Consider the following 2,264-nt stretch of genomic DNA (forward strand, 5'->3'; position numbering starts at 1 on the left):
GATCGCGCCATCTTCGATCGTCCAGGTGCCGACCCCAATAGTGTGCCACCCTTTAAAGGTTTTTCCGTCCCAGAGAGGTTTCCATTTTCCGCGGAATTCCTCCGCCCGAACACACGTGACATAAAGCAAATTGAGGGAAACAGCCAGCACAAACATTCCAGTTACTGTGGCAAGTAGCTTTTTCATGGGGCATCCTCCTCCTGCTGCTTTCTCTGGAGCGAACCAAGCGTTTGAGAAATTCACATTCGGGCACCATCGTGACCGTTCGGCCAATATCACAGTAATCCCGGCGTGGCGCGGGGTCAATCGTTCGGTGCTGAGGGGAACTCCACTGGCGTTTGTCATCCGGGGTTGGTCGTGAGGGAAGGATCGGGAAGGTGTCACCCCGACGCGTGGGAAGTCGATGGTTTTCCCAGTGAACTTTGCGCGCAATACTTCAGGCCGAAGATGCCATGGGTCGAGCATTTCTCATGCCTGACGGAATTTGCCGAAAAGTTCCTGCCGTGCGGTTGGACCTTACCGCGCTATAGATATCATTGGGAGGTTCTGGGTGCACAATGGTGTCACAGGTTGACAGAAAGAAGGGGAGTTTTAAAGGGGTGCCGGGTCGGTCGCCGAATTGACCTTTTCGGAGGAGTATCGCAATGAAGAAATGCTTGAGGATGTCCGGCCTTTTGCCGAGGGTGCTGGCATTGACACTGGCCTGGGTATGTCAGGGTGATGGGGGGACATATGCTTCGGAGACGGAAAACAAGCCGTCCGGCAAATACAACGTTTTGATGATCGCGGTGGACGATCTGCGACCGGAAGCGGGATGTTATGGGGTGCCCATCATCAAGACGCCTCACATCGACGCGCTCGCCTCTCAGGGTTTGCTTTTCAACCGAGCATATTGCCAGCAGGCGGTGTGCAGTCCTTCGCGAACGTCGCTCCTCCTGGGGCGCCGACCGGACACGACCCGGGTGTACGACCTGCAAACGCATTTCCGGAAAAGGCTCCCGGACGTGATTACGCTCCCGCAGTACTTCAAAAACCATGGCTACCATACGCAGGGGCTGAGCAAGATTTATCACGGTGGGCTGGACGACCCTGCGAGTTGGAGCGTTCCTCACTGGTCCCCGAGTAAGCCGATGTATGGGAAGCCAGAGACGCTGGCAGACGTGAATCGGCGTCGGGAAGAGATGCGAAAGAAAGAGGGACCAGCCACGCGGGTGTTGGAGAAGGATCCAAAAACGGGAATACCACTCCGAGTATCGGCACCCCGGTATCGGGTGTATGGCCCGGCGTGGGAAGACCCCGATGTGCCCGATGATGCGCTTCCAGACGGCGAGACGACCAACCGTGCCATCGAACTCTTGAGGGAACTCAAAGATCGCAGGTTCTTTCTGGCAGTCGGCTATTTAAAGCCGCATCTTCCGTTTGTGGCGCCCAAAAAATACTATGATCTTTATCGAAAAGACGAAATTCCCCTGGCGCCGAATCCCTTTCCGCCCGAGGATTGCCCTCCTATCGCCCTGACTAATTGGGGGGAACTTCGCGCTTATCAGGGGATTCCTGCCACCGGCCCTCTTCCCGAATCGATGGCACGCGATCTGGTACACGGGTATTATGCGGCGACCAGCTACGTCGATGCCCAAATCGGTCGTCTGCTGGCCGAAGTGGATCGCCTCGGCTTGCGGGATTCAACCATTGTCGTGTTGTGGGGCGATCACGGGTGGCACCTCGGTGATCACGGGCTGTGGTGTAAACACACGAACTTCGAGAGCGCGACCCGCAGCCTCCTGATTTTCCGGGTACCCGGCCAGCCTCATCCCGGGTCCAAGACCGATGCGCTCGTCGAATTCGTCGATATTTATCCGACGTTGTGCGAACTCTGTGGCCTGCCGATTCCGGAGGGACTGGAAGGAACCAGCCTCGTTCCGCTTTTCGAGAATCCTGACCGTCCCTGGAAAAAGGCTGCTTTCAGCCAATATCCGCGGGGGAAAGTGATGGGCTACTCCATGCGGACAGACCGCTACCGCTACACCGAGTGGCGACCGTCGGCCGGAGGACAGCCTGTGGCGGTCGAACTGTACGACCACGTCACAGACCCACAGGAAAACGTCAACCTGGCAGGGCGACCGGAATACAAACAACTGGTCGCTCAGCTCCACCAGCAGCTTGAAGCCGGCTGGCAAGCAGCAAAGCCCGAACAGTGACGTCGCGTCCTGGGCCCGAGATTGCCGATCGGCCGCACAACGCGATGCGACCGTGACGACTGGGCT

General features: G+C 57.5%; 1 protein-coding gene and 1 pseudogene. One reads left to right on the forward strand and one right to left on the reverse strand.

The window, feature by feature from the left end; all coding sequences use genetic code 11:
• Positions 1–186 (reverse strand): annotated as a pseudogene (locus H5U08_RS16260) (hypothetical protein); the annotation flags it as partial.
• 458 nt (positions 187–644) lie between these two features.
• Here H5U08_RS16260 and H5U08_RS16265 point away from each other — a divergent pair.
• Positions 645–2,198 (forward strand): sulfatase, encoded by a 1,554-nt coding sequence (locus H5U08_RS16265; protein ID WP_297035431.1) that lies wholly within the window; start codon positions 645–647, stop codon positions 2,196–2,198.
• Positions 2,199–2,264: the final 66 nt, after the last annotated feature.

It is taken from the genome of Thermogutta sp., assembly GCF_014359955.1.
Classification (GTDB): domain Bacteria; phylum Planctomycetota; class Planctomycetia; order Pirellulales; family Thermoguttaceae; genus Thermogutta.

Excerpts from the sequence above, each read along its gene's own strand:
- H5U08_RS16265 (WP_297035431.1), top strand. The coding sequence starts at position 645 with ATGAAGAAATGCTTGAGGATGTCCGGCCTTTTGCCGAGGGTGCTGGCA.